The sequence below is a fragment of the Campylobacter concisus genome (genome assembly GCF_015229965.1).
Taxonomy (GTDB): domain Bacteria; phylum Campylobacterota; class Campylobacteria; order Campylobacterales; family Campylobacteraceae; genus Campylobacter_A; species Campylobacter_A concisus_BD.
In genome coordinates, this window is sequence record NZ_JAAKZB010000031.1 from 1 (window position 1) to 18,521 (window position 18,521).

Consider the following 18,521-nt stretch of genomic DNA (forward strand, 5'->3'; position numbering starts at 1 on the left):
AGCATATTTAATGTTTGATTACAGGCTATTTCAATTTTGTATAGTGTATGAGCTTGACTTTGTTTTGCCATTAAATAATATAGAAAATGTCACTAGACACGAACAAGACAAATTAGATTTTTATAATTGTATTCGCAATATCTTCGTTAAAGAAACCAATAACTCATATCTGCCGTCTATTATCTTAAATTTGCAAAACAACTTGATCAAAGAGGCAAAAAAATTTATAGATGCAAATTTTAACCTCAAAGATAGTGTAGATAGCCTTAAAATACTAAATAATAGCGGAAATATAACAAATGTAGCTATCTTAGAAAACCTAAATGATAAAGAGTTCGAAAAATACTCAAATTATTTATTAAATTTAAACTCATTAGCTGAAAGAAATCAAAACTATAGTTCTCCTATAAAAATAAAATCAGCAAACTCAAAACACGATAATTTATACTTTTTCAATGGTCGCTTTCATACGATAATATTACAAAATCAAAAAGATAAATACAGATACATACCAATACAATTTCAAATGCAGTACCTTTGGTTTTATTTATCTAAACAGATAAATTTAATACTCGAATTTTATAATGACAATATCTTAAAAGATAACTCTATATCAAAAATATCAGAATACAGCGATAAAATCGATGCAATAATAAATAAAATCGAAAATCTAAATATTTTTAATCAAAAATTTAAACTTTCTATTGAAGCTGATAGTAAAATTTACCATGCAATAGAAGAAAAATGGAATATAGAAAATATGATCAAAACTTCAAACGAATATGTTGTCTATTTTAAAGATTATCTAGCAAGAATTTATACCAAGAAAAGCTCCAAAATGGAGCAAAGACAAAACAAGATACTCTTATTTATAACTTTATTTCAATTCATCGCACTTCTAAGTGTTTGGAATGATTATCTAAATTTATTAAGCGTTGAGTTCTTGCAAAAAGCAAAAGGCATATTGCCATTATTTGGTTCAGAGAGTAATCTAGAAGCTTTCAACATATATCTACCAATTATATTTTTCATAATAATTTTATGTATGTTTTTTTATATCTTCAAAAATAAGGAATAGTTAAGGCAAAAATGGAAAATTTAGATAGAGTGATCGAGCTTGTTTCAAGCTCGACACTACCGATGATCATCGCGCTTTTAAAAGTGACGATCCCACTTACTTTGCTCTCGTTTTCGCTAGGGCTTGTCATCGCCATTGTCACAGCAGTAGCGAGGCTTTCAAATATAAAAATTTTAAAATTTATATTTGCCACCTACGTTTGGATATTTCGCGGTACGCCGCTTCTTGTGCAGCTTTTCATCGTATTTTACGGGCTTCCTAGCATCGGTGTCACGCTTGATACTTGGAGCGCTGCTACTATCGCATTTAGCCTAAACGTGGGTGCTTATGCGTCTGAGTCTGTAAGGGCTGCTATACTTTCTGTGCCAAAAGGTCAGTGGGAGGCTGCCATATCACTTGGCATGACACACTATCAAATTTTAAAGCGCATCATCGCACCTCAAGCAGTGAGGATCTCGCTCCCTCCGCTTTCAAACACATTTATAGGCCTTGTTAAAGACACTTCACTAGCAGCTTCTATAACGATGGTAGATATGTTTATGGTCGCTCAAAGGATCGCAGCAAGGACCTTTGAGCCACTCATCCTCTACATCCTAGCAGCGCTCATCTATCTAGTGGTTTGCACACTTTTAACCTATCTTCAATCAAGGCTTGAAAAAGCTGTCTCAAGGTATGTCTAATGGCTATAAATTTTAAAAATATAAGCAAATCTTACGGCGATCATTTGGTGCTAGATAACATAAACACAAGCTTTAAAGAGGGGCAAACGACCGTGATAGTTGGCTCATCTGGTTGTGGCAAATCAACACTTCTTAGATGCATAAATTTACTTGAGATCCCACAAAGTGGCACTTTAGAGGTAGATGACAGGAGTGTAAATTTTAAAGATAAGCTTAGCTCAAAAGAGCTTTTAGAAATTCGCAAAAAAACAGGCATGGTCTTTCAAAGCTTCAACCTCTTCCCGCACCTAACAGCGCTTCAAAATGTCACCGAAGCTCCGATCTACGTTCAAAAAAAGGATAGAAACGAAGCGATAAAAGAGGCAAAAGAGCTTTTAGCTAAAGTAGGACTTAGCCACAAAGAAGATACCTATCCAAACAGGCTCTCAGGCGGACAAGCACAGCGCGTGGCCATCGCTAGAGCGCTAGCTGTAAATCCATACTTTTTGCTACTTGACGAGCCTACAAGTGCGCTTGATCCAGAGCTTGAGGCAGAAGTTTTAAAGGTCATCTTATCTCTTGCAAAAGAGAAAAAGTCTATGATCATCGTCACTCATAATATGAATTTTGCTAGAAAGATAGCTGATAGAATTTTGTTTTTAGATAAAGGCGTGATCGCGTTTGATGGCTTGGTAGATGAGTTTTTTAACAGCCAAAATGAGAGGATAAAAAGCTTCATCTCGGCTATGGATATATAAATTTAGCTAGAAGATCTAGCTAAATTAATTACGCAAAGTATGGTTTTATCTGCTCGATCCAAGCTGAAATTCTACCCTCAGTTTTGTCGCTCTGGTTATCAGCATCAAGCGCTAGACCTACAAATTTACCATTTCTTACAGCATCAGAGCCATCAAATGTATATCCGTCAGTGCTAACTTCGCCAACTACCTTTGCACCTGCTTTTACAACCTCATCGTAAAGCTTTGCCATGCCGTTACAGTACTCATCAGAGTAGCTCTCGCTATCGCCCATGCCAAAAACAGCGACCGTTTTACCGCTTAAATTTAACGCTTTAAAGTCAAACGCATCCCAGTCATCTTGAAGATCGCCGCTACCCCAAGTCGATGTGCCAAGGATGAGCTTATCAAAGCTATTTAGCTTCGCTGCATCTACGTCAGAGACGTTTAGAAGCTCGTTTTCAAGCCCCAAGCCCTCGCTTATAAGTTTTGCTGCATCTTCGGTATTTCCCATGCTGCTTCCATAAACTATACCTATCATTTTTATCCTTTTTAAAAAATTTTACTAATAATCGTATAAGGCACGAGCTTTATGCACCCTCTTGCAAAGCAGTGCCTAACCTCAACGTGCCGCCTAAATTCCTCATTTCTAGGGCAGACTATATAGACCATCTCGCACTCGTGACCAAGCGCGCAAACGGCTGCATCGATGTCGTCGTTTAAATTTCTCATATCATCAAAACTCACCCTTTTAAAGCTTGGCATGACGCTGAGCAAATTTTTGCCACCCTTTTTGACCGAGATGACACCGCCATTTAGCACGACCTCTTTGTCCTGATGGCGGAGGCGTATTTTATCATAAACAAACTGGCAAAACATCTGCGCTGCGTCAATGAAAAACTCAAATTCCCCGCTTCTATAAAGCATCTTTATCATCTTTGCAGCTGCCATCTTTGGCTCTTTTGCTACAAATTTCAACCCTTTAAAATCATTTCTCAAATAAGCATTTATAACGATGTTTGAAGGCATGCAAAAGCTATCAACTGGTTTGAAATTTAAAAATTTATCACGCAGTAAGAAATTTATCCTAGCCTCAAAAATGTCTTTGAAATTTAGAAATTTAGCGTAAGAAAGCGGGATCTTTAGCTCGCTTTCAACGCCAACATTATAAAGTGCGATAAAAATTTTCGCACGCGAAAGCTTGTCAAGCTTTGCAAAAATACTTGGAGTTATTTCGCCAATATCTGATAAAAACCCGAACTTCATCGATTATTCTTTGCATCCAAATTCCTTATCTAGGCCAAAGACCTTACAATACTCGCAAAATACGCAACTAACGCTTCTTTTAGCACAAACGATAGGGATATTTCTCTTTTTTGCTTGAGTTTTAATGGTCTTCATCGTGTTGTGGTTTAAAAAGCTAGTTAGCATCACCACGCACTCAGTATCTTGTGGGATTGGCTTGCGATTTACGCGGTTTTCGTTTCTAGCATCCCAGTGCTCTATCTTCTCAGCTCCCAAATCATGCAAAACAGCCTTAATAGGCGTTATCTCATCTGCTCCGATAACTAAAACTGACATAACAAGCTCCTAATTTTTATTTGTTTTTATGATAACGATTATAAAAAAGCTTAGCTAAAATTATTCTTAGTTATGATATTTATTATCACTTATTTGTAGAAATTTGTAACGTTTTTGGTTGTTTTGGGATGTTAAATTTAGAAGTTTATTTTCTTTTCTAGCTTTTTAAACTCATCTGCGTAGCACAAAGCATGGTCCACACACTGAAGCCAAAATTCGCTTCTTCTAGCATCTTTTTTGAAGTGTTTTTGCAAAAGATCTTCGACGCTCATCACCCCACTATCCATCAAAAATGCCTTATATCTTGCCAGAAATTTACCGCTATCATTTTCAAATTCGCTTATTAAAAACTGCGATATCAAATAGCCGATCATATAAGGATAGTTGTAGATATATTGATCTGTTTTGTAAAAATGCAGCTTAAAGTAAGGCAAAATATTTTCACTATCTTTTGTCGTCTCGCCATAAAATTTATCCCAAGCCATCTGCATAAAATTTTCTATCTCTTTAACGCTCACAACTCCATTTTGTCTGGCTTTTAAAAAGGTGCTTTCAAACTCATATCTAACGCCGATATTTAACATGAAATTTGCTGCTGACTTTAGCTCCTGCCAAAGGATATCAAAGCAAAATTTATCATCACTACTGCTTTTTCTAAGGTGATTTCTAAGCAGGGCTTCGTTAAACGTACTAGCGCACTCAGCCAAGCTCATAGGCGGCTTTTGATGAAGTGCACAGATGTCGCGCATAAGCCAGTAGTGCCAAGCATGGCCTAGCTCGTGAGCCTGCTGTATGACGTGAGATAGAGCGCCTGTATAGCTTGAAAAAAGTCGCGGCTGCTTAAATTTACCAAGCCAAACGCAAAATGCCCCAGCCGCTTTATTGTCACGCACCTCAGCCTCTATCCAGCCCTTTTCTAGCATCATATTAACAAATTCACAAGCTTCATTATCAACCTTGCTAAGTGCTGCAAGGATCAAATTTATAGCCTCTTCGTAGGAAAATTTATCCTTGCTAGCAAATGGCGAGGGAGCCAAAAGGTCACAAGCGTAAATTTCGCCGTTTGGAAGGTACTTTGCCCTAAGGCTCACGCACTCTCTTATCTTCTCTAACCTCATGCGAACTGCCTCAAACATCGCTTCAAGCGTATCTTTGCTGATCTTATTTTGCTCCAGACTTGGCGTTAAAAAGTCGGTTTTTGCGGCATTAAATTTACTAAGCCTAAAGCCAGCTAGCATATTTAGCAAATCTGCGTATAAATTTGCATGCTTTTCATAGTGCTCTTTTAGCCCGCAAAAGACGCTCTTTCTTAGAGTTTGATCTGGCGAGCCTTTTAAAATGCCAGCGCATTTTACGTAGCTATAGGTGCTTTTTTCGCCAGAGCTATTTACTGCTTTTACTGATATGAGGTTGTTTAGGTGCCTAAATATGCCATAAAGCGGCGCAAAATTGCTAAGTGAAATTTGATCATAAATTTCGCCACTTTTTGCGCTAAGTATACGCTGATAGCTATTTTTGTACTCATCATAAAGTGGCTTTATCTTTTCAAACTCACCACTTTTAAAGAATAAATTTGAGCCTTCAAGCTCGTCAATGGCATTAAAAATGGCTAGCTTTGCTTTTTCTAAATTTATCCCACTCATCAAAAGTGGGATCTCCGCAGCGCTTGCTCGCTCGTCTTTTACGTCATTGCTCGCCTTGCACCTGCAAAACGCCAAAAGTGAATTTAGCTCGCAAAAAGCAAGCTCATAAGCATTTATGGCTAAGTTTAAACCTTCTTTTTTGCTGGCTAAATTTCTAGCCTTTAAGATAAGCGCTTCTAAATTTTCAAACGCCTCTTTAAATTTAGCACTATCAATGTCGCCATAAGCATCGCTAAAGTCCCAAACAACTCGCTTCATACCGTCCTCACAATGAAAGTAAAAATACAAAAATGTGATGACTTACTAGACCCAAAATAGCAGGCACACTGCAGCGCTTTACGATATCCATTGGGCTGCACTTTAGCATGCCGGCTATGGCGATGACTACGCCTGATACTGGCGAGATCGGGCGGGCGATCGTTGAGGCTTGGTGCATAGGAAGTACCAGCATGACCGAGCTTACATTTAGTTTAGATGCGATTTGTGGCACCATCTCTATGAGCGGATAAAAGCTCGCTCCGTTTGAGCCAGAGATGATGGTAACTAGCGTTGTGATAACGACAAAAAGCACCGACATGCCAAAGCCAGCAAGCCCTAGAGTATTTGCAAGTTTTATGATCGCATCTATCATACCAAGAGCCTTAAAACCCTCTGCAAAGACGCCAGCTGCGATGATTAAAACGACAACGCCGCTTAAACTCTTACCCATAGCGTTAAAAAAGACCTTGAGCCCATCAGCAATAACGTCAAATTTAAACCTGCACCTTATCGCCTCAAATATCATGGCAATGACAACTGAGATGATGATAATGGCTGAAATATCAAGCTTGATAGAAGTGATAGCGTAGCGTGAGAATACAACGACTAATATCATCGGCAAAAAGGGTAGTAGTGCGTAAATTTTAGGCGCTTCTTTAAGCTCGTCCTTTGTCCCCTCAAACTCCATAACATCGCCCACATGCTCGCTACAAACCCAGCCCTCTTTTTTATCCAGATATCTGTTCCAAAAAACTAGAGCGATGCCAATAACCAGCGTCGTTGGCAGGCCTGCTGGAATTTTATAGGTAAATACATAATCCAGAATATTAAGCTGCGTAGCCTTTGCAGCAGCGGCCGTAGAAGCGCCAAGAAGCACCAGCGAAACGGCTCCAGACATAGCACAGATCGAGCCTACTGTTAGTTTATTTAGCCCAAGCGAGATGAGCACAGGCCCAAGCAGAGCAAGGCACAAAACGCCCAGCCCAACGGCACTGATGATAACCATACTAATGAGCTTTGCGACCAAAAATGCGACAAAGACCATGATGTAAGGGTTTTTTATCATCTTAAAGCGCTTTGTTGCGATACCAACGAAGGCGTGGTTTGCTCCGATGTGCGTCATATAGCTTGCAAAACCGACCATAAACATGATGATAAGGCCAAGATTTGAAAGCCTATTTGAGAACATGTAGCGTATAAATTCTACGATGTTAAAATACTCATTTCCTGTTGGCACAGCCTGCTTTGGCATAAAGTGCCCAGTGCCAAGCATGACCGAGCAGATCAGCATAAAAACGCCAGAAAGAAAGAGAACGAGTGGCGCGTATTTGCCTTTAATGATGGCATACCCCACTACAAAAAGGGTCACTAGACCGATTATAATACCCCCAAAAGCCATTTTATACTCCTTTGAGCGAATTTAACTGGTCAAATTCTAGTGCAGAAAAGCTTTTATTAAACTAAAATAAAAATTTTCATTTAATTTACTTTTTGAGCTCTTTTGCCCTAAATTTAGCCACCGCAACGAGAAAGATGACAAGCCCAACCGCTGCAAAAATACTACCAACGTTGCCGATATTTTGCTCTCCAAGGCGAACTATCGTCTGATGTCCGATGAGTGCGCCAGCTCCTATGCCGATATTGTAAATAGCTGAGTATATCGCCATAGCAGCATCTGTGGCATTTGAGGCTAAGCTTAGCACCTTTATCTGAAAGCTCATATTTATCCCAGCTATGCCAAGCCCCCATATAAAGGCAAGCGCAAGCATAAAAGTCTCGTTTGTAGCGATCAAATTTAACGCAATCAAGCAGGCTAAAATGATCGCTATTGAGATAGCTGTAAAAGCATTTGGTATGAGCTTATAAAATTTAGAGAAAAGTGCGCTTGCTACGATACCAGCGACGCCAAACAAAAGCAAAAATATAGTGATAAATTTACCATCAAAGCCGCTAATATCTTTAGCAAATGGCTCGATGTAGCTATAAGTGCTAAAATGCGCGCTGATAACGATAGCAGTTAGCAAAAATATCACCATCAAAAAGCCATTTTTAGCTAACTCTGGCAAGCTTTTTAGCGAGCCTGAGTTTTTGCTAGGCAAAAGTGGTAAAATTTTATATAGCCAAGCGCCAACACCCACAGCAAAGATCCCTATGAGCCCAAATGTGACACGCCAGCCCAAGCTATCGCCTAAAATTCTACCAAGCGGCAAGCCAAGTATCATCGCCATCGATGTGCCAAGTGCCAAAAGTCCCAGAGCTTGCGAGCTTTTATTGATAGGTGCGACCCTGACGGCAAGCGAGGCGGTAATCGACCAAAATATGGCGTGTGAGATGGCTATTAGCACGCGAGCTATGACTAAAACCGTGAAATTCCAAGCGACCGCGCAAAGTGCGTGAGAAGCGACAAAAATGATAAAAACCTTTAAAAGCAGCGACCTTCGCTCTAAATTTGCAGTTAAAAGCATAAATGGTAGCGAGAGTATCGTCACGCTCCACGCATATATCGTGATGATGAGCCCAGTATCAGCCGTACTCATGCCAAAATCCTTTGCTATGTCGCTTAGAAGCGGCACCGGCACGAACTCAGTTGTATTAAATATAAAAGCTGCAAAAGCTAGCGCGATAACCCTTAGATAGGCTATTTTATGAATATTTATCAAAATTTCATCCTTTTTACTTTGTCCCCTACAATATTAAAATTTGACTTACATCTTAGTTATTTATAAATTTTAATTTTTTAATGATAGAGATTAATGACAAATTTTGGATTATTTCCTTATAATAAAGCCATTTTTAAGATAATTTTAAGGCGGAAATATGTCAAAAATAATGAAAACTATGGACGGAAACGAGGCCGCAGCTTACGCGTCATACGCATTTACCGAAGTAGCTGGAATTTACCCTATCACTCCTAGCTCGCCTATGGCTGACTACACTGACCTTTGGGCAGCGCAGGGCAAGAAAAATTTATTTGGTATGCCAGTAAAAGTGGTCGAAATGCAAAGCGAAGGCGGTGCAGCTGGCACGGTGCATGGCTCGCTACAAGTTGGCGCGCTAACTACGACCTACACAGCTTCTCAAGGCCTACTTTTAAAAATTCCAAATATGTATAAAATAGCAGGCCAGCTCCTCCCCGGCGTCATCCACGTCTCAGCTCGCTCGATAGCAGCACAGGCTCTCTCAATCTTTGGCGACCACCAAGACATCTATGCCTGTCGTCAAACCGGCTTTGCTATGCTAGCAAGCGGCTCAGTGCAAGAGGTGATGGATATCGCTGGCGTCGCGCATTTAGCGGCGATAAAGGGCAGAGTGCCATTTTTACACTTCTTTGACGGCTTTAGAACGAGCCATGAAATTCAAAAGGTCGAGGTGCTTGACTACGCACACTTTGATAGACTTCTTGACCGCGAGGCACTGCAAAAATTTAGAGACGAAGCGCTAAGCCCAGAGAGCCCAAAAACTCGTGGCACAGCGCAAAATGACGATATATATTTTCAAACAAGAGAGCTAAGCAACCGCTTTTATGACGCAGTGCCAGATATCGTAGCAAACTACCTAGCTGAAATTTCAAAGATCACTGGTCGTGACTACAAGCCGTTTAACTACTACGGCGACCCAGAAGCGACACGTGTCATCGTAGCCATGGGCTCAGTTACGCAAACTCTTGAAGAGGTCGTGGATTATCTAAACGCAAAAGGCGAAAAGGTGGGCATCATCAAGGTGCATTTGTACCGCCCATTTAGCACAAAATATTTCTTTGACGTGATGCCAAAGAGCGTAAAAAGCATAGCCGTCCTTGACCGTACAAAAGAGCCTGGCAGTCTTGGTGAGCCGCTATATCTTGATATAAAAGCTGCATTTTACGGCCAAAAGGACGCTCCAGTGATCGTTGGCGGCAGATACGGCCTAAGCTCAAAGGACGTCGATCCTGCGCAAATGCTAGCTGTATTTGAAAATTTAAGCCAAAGCGAGCCAAAAGACGGCTTTACAGTTGGTATCGTTGATGACGTAACTTTTACGTCGCTACCGACTGGAGAGAAAATTTCACTAAGCGACGAAAGCGTTAAAGAGTGCTTATTTTACGGTCTTGGAGCTGACGGCACCGTGGGCGCAAACAAAAACTCGATAAAGATCATCGGCGATAAGACTGATCTTTACGCGCAGGCATATTTTGCCTACGATAGTAAAAAATCAGGCGGCTACACACGCTCACACCTTCGCTTTGGCAAAAAGCCGATCCGCTCGACCTATCTCGTCTCAAACCCACACTTTGTAGCATGCTCAGTCGCAGCATATCTTGAAATTTACGATGTCATTGACGGCATAAGAGAAAACGGCACGTTTTTACTAAACTCTATCTGGGACGCGGAGCAGACCATAGCGAAGCTGCCAAATAAAGTTAAGAAAATTTTAGCTAGCAAAAATATAAATTTCTACATCATAAACGCAACAAAGCTGGCACACGACATCGGCCTTAAAAACCGCACAAATACCATAATGCAGTCGGCATTTTTCAAGCTTGCAGACATCATACCATTTGAAGATGCGCAAAAATATATGAAAGAGTACGCACACAAAGCCTACGCTAAAAAAGGCGAGGCGATCGTGCAGATGAACTACAACGCTATCGACGTTGGCGCAAACGGGCTCATAAAAGTGTCAGTCGATCCTGCGTGGGCAAATTTAGCAGATAATGAGCAAAAAGAGGAAAAATACATCGGCAACAGCTTCATCGAAAACGTCGTAAAACCGATAAATGCGGCCAGAGGCGACAGCCTGCCAGTCTCAGCCTTCATAGGCTACGAGGACGGCCACTTTGAAGCTGGCACGACGGCTTACGAGAAGCGCGGCGTTGGCGTCATGGTGCCAAAATGGATCGAGCAAAACTGCATCCAGTGCAACCAGTGCGCATTTGTCTGCCCACACGCTGTAATCAGGCCATTTTTAATAGACGAAAACGAGCTTAGCGCAGCACCACAAGGCGTAAAAGAGCACAACCTAGATGCAAAAGGCAAAGAGGTCAAGGGACTAAAATATAAAATCCAAGTAAGCCCGCTAGACTGCACCGGCTGCGAGCTATGCGCGCAAAACTGCCCAAGTAAAGAAAAATCGCTCGTCATGGTGCCGCTTGAAGAAGAGTTAGGCAAAAACGAGCAAGAAAATGCTGATTATCTATTTAAAAAGGTCGCTTACAAAGACGATCTTATGAACAAAGAGAGCGTTAAGGGCGTTGGCTTTGCTAAGCCGCTCTTTGAATTCCACGGCGCTTGCCCGGGATGCGGCGAAACTCCGTATATCACGCTTATAACAAGGCTATTTGGCGAGCGTATGATCGTAGCAAACGCGACTGGTTGTAGCTCGATATATGGCGGCTCTGCCCCATCTACTCCGTACACCACAAACGACGAAGGCAAGGGCGTTGCGTGGGCAAATTCACTATTTGAAGATAACGCCGAGTTTGGCATGGGTATGAACGTAGCGATGGAGACCATGCGCCACCGCATCGAAGATATCATGAGAAACAACATAGATAGCGTGCCAAACGCACTTTCAGCGCTTTACAACGACTGGATAAATTTCAAAAATGATGGCGTTAAAACGCAAGAGATCACGAAAAATTTATTGCCTATCTTAGAGCAAAATTTAAGCGCGCCAGGCGTTAAAGAAATTTTAGAGCTTAAGAAATTTCTCGTCAAAAAGTCGCAATGGATCATCGGCGGCGACGGCTGGGCGTATGACATCGGCTTTGGCGGACTTGACCACGTGCTAGCAAGCGGTGAGAACGTAAACGTGCTAGTGCTTGACACCGAAGTTTATTCAAACACTGGCGGCCAAAGCTCTAAATCAAGCCGCGCAGGCTCGATAGCGCAGTTTACGGCTAGCGGCAAGCCAGCTCAGAAAAAGGACCTTGGCTACATCGCGATGACTTACGGCAACATTTTCGTAGCGCAGATCAACTCAAACGCGAGCCAAGCAAACGTGATAAAAGCGATCGCAGCGGCCGAAGCGTATGATGGCCCAAGCCTCATCATCGCCTACTCTCCGTGCATCGCTCACGGCATCAAAGGTGGCTTGTCGCAGTCTGGTGGCCAAGGCGAACTCGCCACAAAATGCGGATACTGGCCGACATACCTATACGATCCGCGCCTTTTAAAAGAGGGACAAAATCCGCTCAAAATCACATCAAAAGAGCCTGATTGGTCGCTTTATGAAGAGTTTTTGCTAAACGAGGTTCGCTACAACTCGCTTAAAAAGACCAACCCTGAGCACGCAGACGAGCTACTAGCTAAAAACAAAGCCGACGCACAAAGACGCTACCGCCAGCTAAAACGCCTAAGCCTAGCTGACTTTAGCGACGAAATCAATTAAATTTTAGGTGCTTTTGCACCTAAAATTTACTCTAACAGCTAGAATACATCTTGCTTGAAATCTTTTTAAATTTAATACTGCATATCTCGTCAAAGGCAAAATGGCGCTCCTTAAGATCGCCCATGATATATGAAAAATAAAATTTCTTCTCCGCAAAAGCCACTTCACTGGCTATGATCTCGTCAAGAGCGCTGTCATCTATATAAAAATTTTTAAAAAGGACACTTAGCTCGTAGTAGCCATTTTGCAAGTCTCCGATATAAAATTTAGCCCTAGCGCCACTTTTCATAAAGATAAAAGATACTATCTTTGCGTCACTAAAATTTAGATCTACAAAAATTCTCTCAAGCGTCTTTAGCTCGCCATAAAAAGACTTTATATACGAGTCATAATCCTCTATCCTCTTTTTAAACTCATCATCGTCTAGATCGCCACTTGTCCAGCTCTTATCGAAAAACCTCATCTTGCGCCAAGGCACTGCAGCTCCTTAAAATTTAACTTCTAAAGCAAATTTTATATATCATTATCTAAAATTATTCATAAATTTAAAAGGCAAAATATGAGCCAAACGCACTCTTTTAAGCCAATCTTTGACAAAAACTCTAAAATTTTGATCCTTGGTTCATTTCCATCTGTCATATCTCGTAAATTTGGCTTTTACTATACAAATCCGCAAAACCGCTTTTGGCAGGTGTTGGCTGGGATATTAAACGCTCCGCTGCCTGCGAGCACGGATGAAAAGATAAAATTTCTACTTTCTCACCACATCGCGATATATGACGCGGCGATATCATGCGAGATAGAGGGCTCAAGCGATGCCAAGATGAGCAAGATCGTGCCTGTAAATTTAAAGCCATTATTTAATGAGGCAAATATTAAGCAAGTCTATGCAAATGGTGGCAAGGCTTATGAAATTTGCAAAAAATACTTAGAAGGCGAGATCATAAAAGCGACAAAAAATGAAGTGATAAAACTACCATCAACCAGCCCTGCAAATGCTAAATTTAGCCTTAAAAAGCTTGCAAACGAGTGGTCGATGATAGCTAGAGCGCTAGAATAACAAAAATCAAAATGACTTTACCTTTAAATTATTTTTGCCTTGCGCCATTTTGCATTATAAAATTTATAAACTTACCTCTTTAACTTTCGCTTTTTATTTCTAGGCTTTGATCTAAACAGCGGCCCAGTTTTTGGTTTTGCCCTTGTTTCATAGTGTATGTTATAGCACTTTAGCAGCTCTTGTCCGCACTTTTCACATGTAGTTTCACCTATATTATAAAATTTCATGCAGTCAGGGCACCACATACCCTCTAGTCTTTGCACGACTGGTGGCTCTTTTCTAAAAGCCATCCAAAAACCATAGATGCTTAGCACCAAAAATCCAAATGCTGGTAGCAAGTATAAATAACCAGCATCGTCAAATTTAAAAAATTTTTTGCCTACCTTTACATTTTTATGTATTAGCATAGATATACAGTCAAGCAAGCACATAAATCCTATAAAAGACCAGCCTATGCGTTTAAATATATAAAACATTATAAAAATTAAATCTTCACTAATACAAAAGCTAACTATTTTTATATTTTGCAAACAAATTTAGTATTACTCTTGCAGCCAAAATAGTAAATATAAAAATAGCTATATATTTTATATAAGAGCCATCAAAAATATTCAAGATAAGCCTAAAGCCTAGTAGATATATCAAGAGCAATGCAATGAACGACAGAAGGTCAAATTTAATTAAGCCACTTGCTTTGCTATTCTTGACAAAAAATGGCGCAACACAATAGATAAAAGTGCAAACAAAAAAGGAGACCGAGAGAAGATCGGCTTCACTCCAGCCCCTAATATAGTACTTCCCATAGACCATACATAAAACGAGCTCTACAAACGATATACAACCCACAGCTACTCTTTCACCTTTTTCCATTCCACTCCCTATCTTGGCAATATCGCCTAAATTTTAAATGAATTTATATGGAATTTACATAGCCAATGAAAGAGCCTATATTTTAGATGCTTTTTTACCGTGCTTGTCGTTAAATTTAGTTAGTGGCTTGCCGCAGTCTGGACACCAAGAGATATCTTTGCCGACTTTAATAGCTTTGCCACAGCTATTACACCATTTGCATTCAAATTCTTTCTTGATATCTTTAAATTTAATAGACCTATATCCAAGCCAAAAAAATAATATGGCGCCCGCTAATGCCGCCACACCAGAAAGAAAGTAGAAATCTCCCATCAAAGAGTAGTCGGTACTATCATATGCTCTCGCTATTTTCTTGCTAGTAAAAATTTGAATAGCAGTTATCAAAAATCCAATAGATATAAAGAAATTACTCATTTTTCATTACCTTTAAAAGCCAAATTTGCAACCCTTCAACTACTTTTTTTTAGCTCCCTATATATAAAAAGCAAGCCAAGTAACGCCATGATCGATCCGACTGGTATATTTAGACCATAAGGAATAGTATCTCCTTTTGGTATACCAAAAATATTTATCGGTGGAGCCGGATCCACTATGATAGACAGCCCTCCAGCAAAAATAACAAAACCTATTAAATAGTTCATTTTACCTCCTTTAATCAGATTACCGTCATACCTTTTATTTTGGAGCATATATAAAATCTGTATAGAAAAATTTATCATCATCTAGAGACACGGTCAAGATTAAAGACCTGAGCCTATTAACTCTATCAGATATGCTGGGTCTCAAAGGACTGATTAGATAGTTGCTTTTCTTTTTAAAAGACCTCTCACATGTTTTTACCTTGAAAGGGCCAAAGTGATATAAAGGGGTATTCAATAGCCAAACTATGCCCCTCATTATCCTAATCGGTAGCTCTTTTTTATGATATTTTTTATATATATCTATAAGGTCGCTCTCTAATAGCCAATACTTCTCATCACTCCACTCAAAATAATCCATAAGACCTGCAACAAATGAGTTCTCATCATAGCATTTTTCATATGCTAAATTTTTATAAAAATACTTCATAAGTCCTCTATGTAATCAAAATCAACACTTCTAATATCGCCATCATATATTCCAAATATGTAGCTACTTATCACCTTCAGTCTCTCTTTTGGGTCAAATTCCAATGATAGATATGGCTTTTTGATAGACTTTTTCTCAAATATAAGCTCTTGAGTACTATGCATAATAAAAACATCCAATATAGACACTATCCCTGCAAACAGTTCTCTTGGAATTTTTACTTCACATTTATATGTATCATAAATTTCAAGCAGATCTTTTTCTAGTCGCCAATATTTATCATCATACCATATGCCGCTAAGAACTATTTGTCCTATAAATGAATCCTTATCAAAATACTTACTTGTTTTTACATTTTTATAAAAATTTTCAAATTTCATCAATCGCCTGCTCCATTTATGTTTTTTAAAAAAAATTTGATTTTCCAAATTTTAAAATCTTTATATTATTAATTCACAACAAATTTAGGCAAGACCTCTCAAACAAAGACCAAATTTTATAGCTATTCTTTTTATTATCTCTTCGCTTTCATCTTTGCAATAAACCATATAATAATAATCACTCAAAGATGCGATATAGATACAAATTTCAGGAAAATATATACGATATGCAAACTGCACGCCAAAAGCGTCCCTAAAACTAAGCATTGTAAAAATTTCAATATCTTCTTGGCAAGTTATACTTTTTGCTCTAAGTAAATTTTCTAATCTGCTTTGTGAATATTTTGCATCAAAAAGAAGCTTTGTAGCTTTTTTATAGTTGCAAAAACAAATTCTTGTTGATGCTTTTTCTTTGATAGCAAAAAGTGCTAGAAAAAATTTTAAATATTTATCTTCATTGCCTAAATAATAGCTTTTCTCTTCATCACCCATTTCCATAAAGCTATTTTTAAAATATCCTTGAGCTTCATCTTCGTTTAAATTTCTATCAAATATATCCAAAATAAAACGCTTCATTTTCTTAGTACCTTGCCTTCTTTGCTGACCAAAATCAATTAAATAGGTTTCTGCAACTTCATAAATTTTTCTTTTCGTTTAGAACCAGCAATATATTGATCTATTTGTGAATACAAAAGTGGCAGTTTCTGAAGCTCGCTAGTTAGTATCTCAAAATCATTTTTGACACAGAGCGATATGATAAATTTTAAAATATCTTTATATTCACTAGTGAAATTTATACGCAGTAATGCCCCATCTACCAATCCATTGTTGTCAAAAGAGATCTGTAGGCAGCTATCCTCTAGATTGCCATAAATGTCCAAGCTGTCCGACCATGATTTTACTTGTGGCAAAATAGAAGCAACACTATTAAAAATTTCTTTATTAACTGATACTTTATGCCAAAAGATAGAATCATCAAATGTTTCTAAATTTAAAACTGCCTCATCGCTGTTGCTTGGTAAAATGTAAAAATCACATTGCCAAATCGCCAATACTAACTCCTTTTATGAATATAGTTTTACAGCATAAAAATTGCCATTGCTATTTTTGCATACAACAATATCATAAAACCAAATTCTAGCATCTCGTCAAGTTTTTCAAAATCGGTCTTATCTACTATCTTAAAAAAATTTTCCTTTAAGCAAACTGCTTTGACTGGACGCCAAACAGGTATATTTTCATTTAGTATTTTTACATAAATATTAGTAGTCATATTTAACTCATTTTACTCATATTCTTCTTCTAGTTGGCAACTGAAATTTTCTATATCTACTTCAATACCAAATTTTTCAAACAGTATCTTGTTTATCTCTGGCGTTACATCGTAAGCTCCGCTTAGGTATTCATTTCCATTTTCATCTAATTGGATATGTTTTTCATCTGGATAGACATTTAATAAAACATTCTCAATATAATTTAACGTACAATTTTCAATAGGGACAGATTTTACAAAACTATCATCAAATTTATTATAATAAATAACACAAATATTAGTTTTTGGTTTAGATTTCACCTTTTGCACCCCTACCCATTAGCCTCTCACAAATGCCTACTTTTATTATCAATATGTTCCCAAGTATTATGTAATTCATCAAGACTATATAAAACGCCAGTGCTTTTGTTGATACAAATTTCTACCACTTTGAGCAATAACTAATTTTTACATCTTTTTTAGCCTACTTTAAAGGCTCTCCGCTTGTTCCAGAATTTCTATTTTTGTTATTACCCCTCGAATCCACCTGCTTAAGACTCATAAAAGAATTATTTGTATTTATCTATCAATTTGTTTAAATTTACAAAAAAAGAACAAGCAAGATAGTAAATATCAACTATGAGCTGAAGACATAAACAAGCAAATGCGATATAGAGTAAATTTCTATCACCTAGGCCATATGCTACAATTTTAGGAATTTTTATAAAATTTGTTAGGATGATCATTATAGCACCAACAAAAACAAACAAGTATCTAATCATAAATTTTCGACCCTTGTTTTTAGACTCTTTTAGCCAAAAAATCAAAAATATAAAACTTGCAATAGATCCGAAAATTAGACCAATATTATTAAAAGCCAACGTTATCCCCCATCAAAAAAATAGTAACTATCAGAAATATATTCAAAAAGAGTTGATAATAGCCAGAAAAGTGCTTAGGATTATTTTGCCAATCTATCAATATAATGGCTGGCCAGATCATATTCATAAAAAAAACAACTATCATGGCCATTAATATTCCAGTGCTTATTTCTAACCAATTGTTGTGATAATAGACAATATAGCAAGCAAAATAGACAAGTATGGCAAAACCTATAACAATACATAACGTAGATAAAAATCTCAGAAATTTATATATGAAATTTATCATAAATCGCTTACTTATATATAGTATTAAATAAAGCACTAAATTTGATATTAAAAAAATAGATATTAAGTCCACTTGTTATCCTGTCACTTTGTATGCTGAAAAGTGGACTTACTCCAAACCTTGCCAATTAGTTCAAAATCCGCCAACTTTTGCTTTTATCCTTTAATTTTACATTTTTAACCTTTAGCAAATTCTTGATTTTCTTTTTTTGATTTCTCTTTTTGGATTTTGGTGTTATAAAATGAAAATTTGCATTACTCGGGCATTTTTTGATGTTTTTTGCGGAACAGAAGGCAAGATAAAAAATGCAAAACTAGCTACCAGGCTGATAATAGCCGGAATAACATAATTATCACCCAAACTGGAAAAATCATGTTCTATTACAAATCTTTCGAA

Annotated in this window: 22 protein-coding genes; 5 read left to right on the forward strand and 17 right to left on the reverse strand. The window is 38.2% G+C overall.

All coding sequences use genetic code 11. From position 1 onward, the window contains the following. The 3 genes from G6W43_RS09790 to G6W43_RS09800 form a co-directional block, all read left to right on the forward strand. The coding region (locus G6W43_RS09790; protein WP_194169706.1) for a hypothetical protein at positions 1 to 1,078 on the forward strand (1,078 nt) is incomplete at its 5' end. An 11-nt stretch (positions 1,079 to 1,089) separates the two neighbouring features. Continuing rightward, positions 1,090 to 1,758 carry an amino acid ABC transporter permease gene (locus G6W43_RS09795; protein WP_103618047.1) on the forward strand — a complete coding sequence of 223 codons (669 nt, stop codon included), beginning with the start codon at positions 1,090 to 1,092 and terminating at the stop codon, positions 1,756 to 1,758. Further along, complete coding sequence (locus tag G6W43_RS09800; protein ID WP_103618046.1) at positions 1,758 to 2,495, forward strand: amino acid ABC transporter ATP-binding protein; 738 nt, start codon at positions 1,758 to 1,760, stop codon at positions 2,493 to 2,495. Before G6W43_RS09795 ends, G6W43_RS09800 begins: the two co-directional genes overlap by 1 nt. 28 nt (positions 2,496 to 2,523) lie before the next feature. Here the strand turns inward: G6W43_RS09800 and fldA are convergent, their stop codons facing one another. The 6 genes from fldA to G6W43_RS09830 form a co-directional block, all read right to left on the reverse strand. Further along, positions 2,524 to 3,015, reverse strand: coding sequence for a flavodoxin FldA (gene fldA, locus G6W43_RS09805; RefSeq protein WP_012001166.1), 492 nt, complete (start codon positions 3,013 to 3,015; stop codon positions 2,524 to 2,526). An 11-nt stretch (positions 3,016 to 3,026) separates the two neighbouring features. After that, entirely contained in the window at positions 3,027 to 3,740 is a 714-nt protein-coding gene (locus G6W43_RS09810) for a UDP-N-acetylmuramate--alanine ligase (protein WP_103618044.1), read from the reverse strand. 3 nt (positions 3,741 to 3,743) lie between these two features. Continuing rightward, positions 3,744 to 4,055, reverse strand: coding sequence for a DUF2325 domain-containing protein (locus G6W43_RS09815; RefSeq protein ID WP_002939277.1), 312 nt, complete (start codon positions 4,053 to 4,055; stop codon positions 3,744 to 3,746). A gap of 137 nt (positions 4,056 to 4,192) precedes the next feature. Continuing rightward, on the reverse strand, positions 4,193 to 5,956 hold the full coding sequence (locus G6W43_RS09820; RefSeq protein ID WP_103618043.1) for a M3 family metallopeptidase: 1,764 nt from the start codon (positions 5,954 to 5,956) through the stop codon (positions 4,193 to 4,195). A gap of 7 nt (positions 5,957 to 5,963) precedes the next feature. Next, entirely contained in the window at positions 5,964 to 7,355 is a 1,392-nt protein-coding gene (gene dcuC / locus G6W43_RS09825; protein ID WP_194169707.1) for a C4-dicarboxylate transporter DcuC, read from the reverse strand. Between the two features lie 85 nt (positions 7,356 to 7,440). Beyond that, positions 7,441 to 8,616 carry a sugar transporter gene (locus G6W43_RS09830; protein WP_194169708.1) on the reverse strand — a complete coding sequence of 392 codons (1,176 nt, stop codon included), beginning with the start codon at positions 8,614 to 8,616 and terminating at the stop codon, positions 7,441 to 7,443. 157 nt (positions 8,617 to 8,773) lie between these two features. On the opposite strand from G6W43_RS09830, the gene nifJ reads away from it, so the two are divergent. Then, complete coding sequence (nifJ, locus tag G6W43_RS09835) at positions 8,774 to 12,325, forward strand: pyruvate:ferredoxin (flavodoxin) oxidoreductase (protein ID WP_194169709.1); 3,552 nt, start codon at positions 8,774 to 8,776, stop codon at positions 12,323 to 12,325. A 31-nt stretch (positions 12,326 to 12,356) separates the two neighbouring features. On the opposite strand, the gene G6W43_RS09840 is transcribed toward nifJ, so the two are convergent. Continuing rightward, positions 12,357 to 12,788 carry a hypothetical protein gene (locus G6W43_RS09840; protein WP_194169710.1) on the reverse strand — a complete coding sequence of 144 codons (432 nt, stop codon included), beginning with the start codon at positions 12,786 to 12,788 and terminating at the stop codon, positions 12,357 to 12,359. Between the two features lie 96 nt (positions 12,789 to 12,884). Between G6W43_RS09840 and G6W43_RS09845 the strand changes: the two genes are divergently transcribed. Further along, entirely contained in the window at positions 12,885 to 13,385 is a 501-nt protein-coding gene (locus G6W43_RS09845; protein WP_107791360.1) for a DNA-deoxyinosine glycosylase, read from the forward strand. 71 nt (positions 13,386 to 13,456) lie between these two features. On the opposite strand, the gene G6W43_RS09850 is transcribed toward G6W43_RS09845, so the two are convergent. From G6W43_RS09850 to G6W43_RS09895, 10 genes are all read right to left on the reverse strand, one after another. Beyond that, the gene (locus G6W43_RS09850) at positions 13,457 to 13,861 is read right to left on the reverse strand and encodes a hypothetical protein (RefSeq protein WP_141090652.1); all 405 of its coding nucleotides are present in this window, start codon (positions 13,859 to 13,861) and stop codon (positions 13,457 to 13,459) included. Between the two features lie 31 nt (positions 13,862 to 13,892). Beyond that, the gene (locus tag G6W43_RS09855) at positions 13,893 to 14,255 is read right to left on the reverse strand and encodes a hypothetical protein (protein ID WP_103645121.1); all 363 of its coding nucleotides are present in this window, start codon (positions 14,253 to 14,255) and stop codon (positions 13,893 to 13,895) included. A gap of 75 nt (positions 14,256 to 14,330) precedes the next feature. Then, the gene (locus G6W43_RS09860; RefSeq protein ID WP_103645122.1) at positions 14,331 to 14,669 is read right to left on the reverse strand and encodes a DUF2614 family zinc ribbon-containing protein; all 339 of its coding nucleotides are present in this window, start codon (positions 14,667 to 14,669) and stop codon (positions 14,331 to 14,333) included. A gap of 35 nt (positions 14,670 to 14,704) precedes the next feature. Beyond that, positions 14,705 to 14,896, reverse strand: a complete 192-nt coding sequence (locus G6W43_RS09865; protein WP_103645123.1) for a hypothetical protein — start codon at positions 14,894 to 14,896, stop codon at positions 14,705 to 14,707. A 34-nt stretch (positions 14,897 to 14,930) separates the two neighbouring features. After that, a complete protein-coding gene (locus G6W43_RS09870) occupies positions 14,931 to 15,323 on the reverse strand; it encodes an Imm41 family immunity protein (protein ID WP_051267842.1) in 393 nt (130 codons plus the stop codon). Next, positions 15,320 to 15,703 (reverse strand): Imm41 family immunity protein, encoded by a 384-nt coding sequence (locus G6W43_RS09875; protein ID WP_103618036.1) that lies wholly within the window; start codon positions 15,701 to 15,703, stop codon positions 15,320 to 15,322. Before G6W43_RS09875 ends, G6W43_RS09870 begins: the two co-directional genes overlap by 4 nt. An 84-nt stretch (positions 15,704 to 15,787) precedes the next feature. Next, entirely contained in the window at positions 15,788 to 16,279 is a 492-nt protein-coding gene (locus G6W43_RS09880; RefSeq protein WP_103618035.1) for a hypothetical protein, read from the reverse strand. A 38-nt stretch (positions 16,280 to 16,317) separates the two neighbouring features. Further along, positions 16,318 to 16,755 carry a hypothetical protein gene (locus G6W43_RS09885; protein ID WP_103618034.1) on the reverse strand — a complete coding sequence of 146 codons (438 nt, stop codon included), beginning with the start codon at positions 16,753 to 16,755 and terminating at the stop codon, positions 16,318 to 16,320. A gap of 26 nt (positions 16,756 to 16,781) precedes the next feature. Further along, entirely contained in the window at positions 16,782 to 16,976 is a 195-nt protein-coding gene (locus tag G6W43_RS09890; protein WP_180997213.1) for a hypothetical protein, read from the reverse strand. A gap of 12 nt (positions 16,977 to 16,988) precedes the next feature. Then, positions 16,989 to 17,276 (reverse strand): hypothetical protein, encoded by a 288-nt coding sequence (locus G6W43_RS09895; protein WP_141089379.1) that lies wholly within the window; start codon positions 17,274 to 17,276, stop codon positions 16,989 to 16,991. Positions 17,277 to 18,521 lie beyond the last annotated feature (1,245 nt).

What these genes read in the sequence shown, in the direction of transcription:
- dcuC (WP_194169707.1), bottom strand. Translation starts at nt 7,355, where the DNA reads ATGGCTTTTGGGGGTATTATAATCGGTCTAGTGACCCTTTTTGTAGTG.
- G6W43_RS09880 (WP_103618035.1), bottom strand. Translation starts at nt 16,279, where the DNA reads ATGAAGCGTTTTATTTTGGATATATTTGATAGAAATTTAAACGAAGAT.
- fldA (WP_012001166.1), bottom strand. Translation starts at nt 3,015, where the DNA reads ATGATAGGTATAGTTTATGGAAGCAGCATGGGAAATACCGAAGATGCA.
- G6W43_RS09845 (WP_107791360.1), top strand. Translation starts at nt 12,885, where the DNA reads ATGAGCCAAACGCACTCTTTTAAGCCAATCTTTGACAAAAACTCTAAA.
- G6W43_RS09890 (WP_180997213.1), bottom strand. Translation starts at nt 16,976, where the DNA reads ATGACTACTAATATTTATGTAAAAATACTAAATGAAAATATACCTGTT.
- G6W43_RS09810 (WP_103618044.1), bottom strand. Translation starts at nt 3,740, where the DNA reads ATGAAGTTCGGGTTTTTATCAGATATTGGCGAAATAACTCCAAGTATT.
- G6W43_RS09860 (WP_103645122.1), bottom strand. Translation starts at nt 14,669, where the DNA reads ATGAGTAATTTCTTTATATCTATTGGATTTTTGATAACTGCTATTCAA.
- G6W43_RS09865 (WP_103645123.1), bottom strand. Translation starts at nt 14,896, where the DNA reads ATGAACTATTTAATAGGTTTTGTTATTTTTGCTGGAGGGCTGTCTATC.
- G6W43_RS09855 (WP_103645121.1), bottom strand. Translation starts at nt 14,255, where the DNA reads ATGGAAAAAGGTGAAAGAGTAGCTGTGGGTTGTATATCGTTTGTAGAG.
- G6W43_RS09820 (WP_103618043.1), bottom strand. Translation starts at nt 5,956, where the DNA reads ATGAAGCGAGTTGTTTGGGACTTTAGCGATGCTTATGGCGACATTGAT.
- G6W43_RS09850 (WP_141090652.1), bottom strand. Translation starts at nt 13,861, where the DNA reads ATGTTTTATATATTTAAACGCATAGGCTGGTCTTTTATAGGATTTATG.
- nifJ (WP_194169709.1), top strand. Translation starts at nt 8,774, where the DNA reads ATGTCAAAAATAATGAAAACTATGGACGGAAACGAGGCCGCAGCTTAC.
- G6W43_RS09815 (WP_002939277.1), bottom strand. Translation starts at nt 4,055, where the DNA reads ATGTCAGTTTTAGTTATCGGAGCAGATGAGATAACGCCTATTAAGGCT.
- G6W43_RS09840 (WP_194169710.1), bottom strand. Translation starts at nt 12,788, where the DNA reads ATGAGGTTTTTCGATAAGAGCTGGACAAGTGGCGATCTAGACGATGAT.
- G6W43_RS09875 (WP_103618036.1), bottom strand. Translation starts at nt 15,703, where the DNA reads ATGAAATTTGAAAATTTTTATAAAAATGTAAAAACAAGTAAGTATTTT.
- G6W43_RS09795 (WP_103618047.1), top strand. Translation starts at nt 1,090, where the DNA reads ATGGAAAATTTAGATAGAGTGATCGAGCTTGTTTCAAGCTCGACACTA.
- G6W43_RS09870 (WP_051267842.1), bottom strand. Translation starts at nt 15,323, where the DNA reads ATGAAGTATTTTTATAAAAATTTAGCATATGAAAAATGCTATGATGAG.
- G6W43_RS09800 (WP_103618046.1), top strand. Translation starts at nt 1,758, where the DNA reads ATGGCTATAAATTTTAAAAATATAAGCAAATCTTACGGCGATCATTTG.